Below are 5,412 nucleotides of genomic sequence, written 5' to 3' on the forward strand. Positions count from 1 at the left end.
CCTCCACTACTTCCTGCCACACCGGAAACAAGTACAGTAGGGGTAACCGATTATACTTTTAACCCCATCAATGCAATTTTCGGAAGGTTGTTACATACACCCAACGGGCATGTTGTTACGCAGGCTTACTGGCAACAAAAAGAATCGGTGAGCCATGATGATGTGCCGTATTATGAGCAGTCTGTATAGCTATACTTTTGACAGGACATAGTATTTAATCTGACATTCTTACTGGGTGTAATGAGAAAAATTTGGGTAATAAACATTTGGCTCTAAAATACAAATGAATAACCCTTTCCCTTCATTCCACCTTTTTCAGCCTGTTCAAATTTATCAATTTCCTGTTGCAGGTACTTTGCATATTGCTTAAACATAAAATGCCTGAAGATGGAAATGTCTTCTTGTTTCCTGGTTTGCTGGAGGGTTTCAAAATAGGATGCTTTATCTTCTTTAAAAACTATACCGGGCGGTAAATTAAAATAAAATTGCAGGAAGTTCATCAACAGGCGGCTTGTTCTTCCGTTACCGTCATAAAAAGGATGGATGGTTACTAAATCAAAATGAGCATCAAAGCAGCAATTTAATTTTTCTGGAATTGTGCTGGCAGAAGAAAGTTTTTTATTGATGCCATCACAAAGTTGGGTTACCAATCCATCTACTTTTTGATAGCCAACAAAATAAGTACTGCCAGCACTTACATTTCCTTTTCTAAAAACTCCTGTTGTCGCATTCAATTCGCCAAAAACAGTTTGATAGATGCTGCCGGTTTGTTTCATTACCACAGCATTAACTGCCTGAATAAATGTTGGAGTAATTTCAACTTTTATCTTAGATTTTTCAATAACGAATAAAAGGGCATTGTAATGATCCTGCACCATCAGGCTGTGTAGCAAAGGTTTTCCTGCTGGTGTAATGCCTTCATCCAATAAAAGCCTCGTTTCATTTTCAGTGAGTGTGCTGCCTTCAATGGTAGTAGAATGGTGGGTAATGGCATACCGGTTAAACTTATCAAAATCTATTATAGCCGATAAATTTAAAGACTGAAATTTTGTAATTAATGATACGATAAATTGTTCATCCATTTGTTGTAAAACTACAAACTTATTTTGCAAAGCTATCAGCAATCAATATAACTATCCAGGGCTGAATACTCAATCCATCCATACAATTTATAAATTAACAGGACATGTCAAAAGTTAAAAGCCACGCATCAACTGATTTTTTCCATTATCAATTTTTTAACATCCGCCAATACAATTCGCTCCTGCACCATTGTATCTCTGTAACGAATGGTAACAGTATTATCTTCTTTGGTCTGGTGATCAATCGTTACACAGAAAGGGGTACCAATGGCATCCATGCGGCGGTAACGTTTTCCGATAGCATCTTTCTCTTCATAAAAACACATAAAACTTCCTTTGCAATCATCCATCAGTTGTTTAGCAATTTCAGGCAAGCCATCTTTTTTTAACAAGGGCAATATGGCCAGTTTGGTAGGTGCAATTTTTGCTGGTATCCGCAATACAACCCGACTGTCTTCTGTACCGTCTTCTTTGGTCCATTTTTCGTTGGTGTATGCAAGACTCATCACTGTAAGAAACAAACGATCCAAACCAACAGAAGTTTCTACCACATATGGAACGTAGTTTCCGTAAGCCTTACCTGTTGCAGGATCAATGTCATTGTCAAAATATTGAATTTTCTTTTTACTAAAAGTCTGGTGTTGTGTTAAATCAAAGTCAGTTCTGGAATGGATACCTTCCAGCTCTTTCCAGCCAAACGGAAATTCAAATTCAATATCCAGGGCAGCATCTGCGTAATGTGCCAATTTTATATGATCATGAAATCGTAATTTTTCTGCTGGCACGCCCAGGCTTTCATGCCATTTTTTTCTTTCTTCTTTCCAGATAGTATACCATTCCATTTGTGTGCCGGGGCGGATAAAAAACTGCATTTCCATTTGTTCAAATTCCCGCATACGAAAAATAAATTGTCTTGCTACAATTTCATTTCTAAAAGCCTTGCCGGTTTGCGCAATACCAAAAGGTATTTTCATGCGACCGGTTTTTTGCACATTTAAAAAATTTACAAAAATACCCTGTGCAGTTTCGGGGCGTAAATAGATGGTATCACTTTCTTCGGCCACGCTGCCAATCTGTGTGCTGAACATCAGGTTAAACTCCCTTACTTCCGTCCAGTTGCAGGTTTTACTGATGGCACATTTAATATTATTATCAACCATTAGTTGTTTTAAACCTGCATAATCGCTTGTTGCCAATAAGGCATCCATGGTTTTCAGCAAGGCAAATTCCGCTTCTTTTTTTCCTTCAAAGGCCAGCGCTTCTGCGTGGGCTTCAATTAAATGATCCACCCGGTATCTTTTATTGCTGTCCTTATTATCAATCATTGGATCGCTAAAATTATCTACGTGGCCACTCGCCTTCCAGATGGTAGGATGCATAAAAATAGCCGCATCAATACCTACAATATTGTCGTGTAATTGGGTCATGCTTTTCCACCAATAGTCCCGGATATTCTTTTTTAACTGTGCTCCGTTTTGGCCATAGTCGTACACTGCAGCCAGTCCATCATATATTTCTGATGATTGAAAAATATAACCATATTCTTTACAATGAGCAATCAGCTCCGCAAAATTGTTTGATTCGTTTGCCATAATGCTGCAAAGATAAAGGGAACTAAAAAAATCAGGTAAAGATTTGAAAGGATTGTTTTTTTAGAGGTCCATTTTTTTATAACTCAGCAGGAAAACAATTCGAAAGTGAAAGTTTAACAAAAAAAATATCAGCAGATATTTTATAAGGATGATTTTATGATTTCAGAATCAGGCCCGGATTGCCGCTGAATATCATTTTTTGCAGATAGTATTCCTTTATACAATGCATCATTGTCTGTAAGAAATTGCAGCAATCTTTCGCCAGGACTTTTGGCAAGCCAGATTTGTAATTGAATTTCCTGTACGTGTTTGGGGGTGTCTGTAATACTTTTTTTATTGTATCAAAGGTATTTAATTTTAAAGCAGCAATCCATCGATGAATATAGTGCCAGTCTAAATTTTTAATTTTGGTCAATGCATTAATATCATCTATCTGTAAATTACTTTGTATTTGTTGTATCCATATTATTTTAGAAATGATTAAATCTTCGGGTGAAACCAGGTATATTTTCAAATCAAGGAAGTCAATTAGTTTTTCTTTTGAATTCAGCTTATTTCAGTTTGTCATTCTCCAAATGCCTCGTGGCATCTCTCAAATTCTTCTTCTCAAAATTTTTATGCAGGGCTTCTGTAAGGTCCACGCCTGTTTGGTTTGCCAAACAAATCAGTACCCACAACACATCTGCCATTTCATCGCCCAGGTCTTTTCCTTTATCGCTTTCTTTAAATGATTGTTCGCCATATTTCCGTACCATCAGCCGGGATAGTTCACCCACTTCCTCCATCAAAATACCGAGGTTGGTAAGCTCGTTAAAATAGCGAACTCCTACAGTTTTTATCCATTGGTCAACATCTTGCTGTGCTTGTTTAATTTCCATTACACGAATTTTTAAAGCACGAATTATACGAATTGTGCGAATTTTTAAAATACAACTCTTTTTGACACAAATGATTTTTCTCCAAAATTGGCTATGATCTCTTATTGTAAACCGGACGCTTTAAGATAATTTACAGTTTGGGTTACAAAATTATTTACAATTATATAAGAAGCTTTCACTTTCAGAATTATTGAATCATATACAATGAAATCGGAATAGTAACCATGTGGCAAAATAATTCCTTTGTATTCAATAGTAAATTCATTTTCACGTATGTACAGAATCTTTTTCGTTTTGAATTCAAATTCGAGAGCATCTTTATAAACAATTTCTTTAAACCCCATTTCAAGTTCACGATGTACTTCCATACAAATTCCAATAAGCTGATAAGATTCTTCTTTTAAGATAATCTCTGTCATATTTTGAAGTTTCAATTCGTGTCTTAAAATTCGTGTAATAAGCCTGTTCATCACTCTTTCTCCTTACTATCAATCCAAATTGTTATGGGCCCGTCATTCACCAGCGATACTTTCATATCTGCGCCAAATACACCAGTCGATATTTTTTTGCCCAAGTCATTTTCGAGTTGTACAATCATTTTTTCATATAAAGGTATTGCAACAACAGACTTACTGGCACGCAGATAAGAAGGACGGTTGCCTTTTTTTGTACTTGCGTGTAAAGTAAACTGGCTTATTAATAAAATATCGCCGCTTGTTTCTTTAAGGGATAAATTGGGTACCCTATGTGCATCATCAAATATGCGCAGGTTAACTATTTTATTGCCTAGCCACCCAATATCTTCTGTTGTATCTGCGTCTTCAATGCCCAGCAGCACCAGCAAACCATGGTTAATAAACGAATGCAGATTTTCATCAATGGTTACGCCCGCTGTGGTTACTCTTTGTATCAATGCTCTCATGCATTAAAGGTAGCGACACATTTTGTTTTGCGTGGTTATATCCAACAATTTTACCGAAGATTTACATGGGTAATTCAAACTAAAAAAGTAAAGCAGGAATCAGTTACAGCATCATTCGCGGTGTCGGTGAAAAACCCGGTGAAAGGCCTTTCCAGGTTACTAAAGGGTTTTTGAAAATTGATGATTGGGCTACAAATGCTATTAAAAGTAGTGGTACTACCCAGCGTACTGCTCACTATTTGCAGGTGTCGAAACAATATCTGTTTAGCAGACAGGTATTCACAATTCTTAAACACCTATCTCCAAAAAACAGCTATCCTTCCTTCACCTCCGTTGATTTTTGCTGCTTTTCAATTTTATTTACGCGTTGCGCCAAATCATCCAGGTTACGGAAATGAATATATGATTTGCGGTATTTGTTGGCATCAAAGGCCGGGGAGCCCATGTATACGCCGCCACTTTTAGTAATACTTTTTGATATGCCGGATTGTGCGGTAACGATGGTGTTGTCTGCAACATTCAAATGTCCTACAAGGCCTACCTGCCCGCTGAACATACAGTTCTTTCCAACCTTAGTAGAGCCTGCTACAACACCATGTGCAGCAAAATAAGTGTTCTCTCCAATTTCAACGTTATGAGCAATATGAATAAGATTATCAAATTTTACTCCCTTGCGTAAAATGGTAGAACCCAAGGTGGCCCTGTCAATGGCACAGTTGGCGCCTATTTCAACATCATCTTCAATTACAACGTTGCCAATTTGCGGCACTTTTTTATTGTCAGCTTCCGGGTTAAACCTAAAGCCATCGCTGCCGATTACAGTACCGGAATGGATGATGCAGTTTTTACCAATATGGGTTTCAGAATAAATTTTTACACCGGCAAAAAGGGTAGTGTTATCACCAATCACTGCATTGTCGCCAATGTACACCTGCGGA

8 protein-coding genes are annotated in these 5,412 nt (G+C 37.3%); 1 reads left to right on the plus strand and 7 read right to left on the minus strand.

The window, feature by feature from the left end; genetic code table 11:
• A partial coding sequence (locus H7254_RS13225) for a hypothetical protein (protein WP_301933419.1) occupies nt 1-189 on the plus strand: 189 nt, incomplete at its 5' end.
• An 83-nt stretch (nt 190-272) separates the two neighbouring features.
• Here the strand turns inward: H7254_RS13225 and H7254_RS13230 are convergent.
• The 7 genes from H7254_RS13230 to lpxD form a co-directional block, all read right to left on the minus strand.
• The gene (locus tag H7254_RS13230; RefSeq protein ID WP_301933420.1) at nt 273-1,082 is read right to left on the minus strand and encodes a Fic family protein; all 810 of its coding nucleotides are present in this window, start codon (nt 1,080-1,082) and stop codon (nt 273-275) included.
• Between the two features lie 128 nt (nt 1,083-1,210).
• Entirely contained in the window at nt 1,211-2,674 is a 1,464-nt protein-coding gene (locus tag H7254_RS13235) for a glycine--tRNA ligase (protein WP_301933421.1), read from the minus strand.
• A gap of 154 nt (nt 2,675-2,828) precedes the next feature.
• On the minus strand, nt 2,829-3,224 hold the full coding sequence (locus H7254_RS21510; RefSeq protein WP_367875443.1) for a DUF6036 family nucleotidyltransferase: 396 nt from the start codon (nt 3,222-3,224) through the stop codon (nt 2,829-2,831).
• A 1-nt stretch (nt 3,225) separates the two neighbouring features.
• Nucleotides 3,226-3,552, minus strand: coding sequence for a nucleotide pyrophosphohydrolase (locus H7254_RS13240; RefSeq protein ID WP_301933422.1), 327 nt, complete (start codon nt 3,550-3,552; stop codon nt 3,226-3,228).
• A gap of 101 nt (nt 3,553-3,653) precedes the next feature.
• The gene (locus H7254_RS13245) at nt 3,654-3,971 is read right to left on the minus strand and encodes a GxxExxY protein (RefSeq protein ID WP_301933423.1); all 318 of its coding nucleotides are present in this window, start codon (nt 3,969-3,971) and stop codon (nt 3,654-3,656) included.
• A gap of 50 nt (nt 3,972-4,021) precedes the next feature.
• Nucleotides 4,022-4,474 carry a D-aminoacyl-tRNA deacylase gene (gene dtd, locus H7254_RS13250; protein WP_301933424.1) on the minus strand — a complete coding sequence of 151 codons (453 nt, stop codon included), beginning with the start codon at nt 4,472-4,474 and terminating at the stop codon, nt 4,022-4,024.
• A 313-nt stretch (nt 4,475-4,787) separates the two neighbouring features.
• Nucleotides 4,788-5,412: UDP-3-O-(3-hydroxymyristoyl)glucosamine N-acyltransferase (lpxD, locus tag H7254_RS13255; protein ID WP_301933425.1), on the minus strand; the 625-nt coding region annotated here is incomplete at its 5' end.

This window comes from Ferruginibacter sp. (assembly GCF_014377975.1).
GTDB lineage: Bacteria > Bacteroidota > Bacteroidia > Chitinophagales > Chitinophagaceae > Ferruginibacter.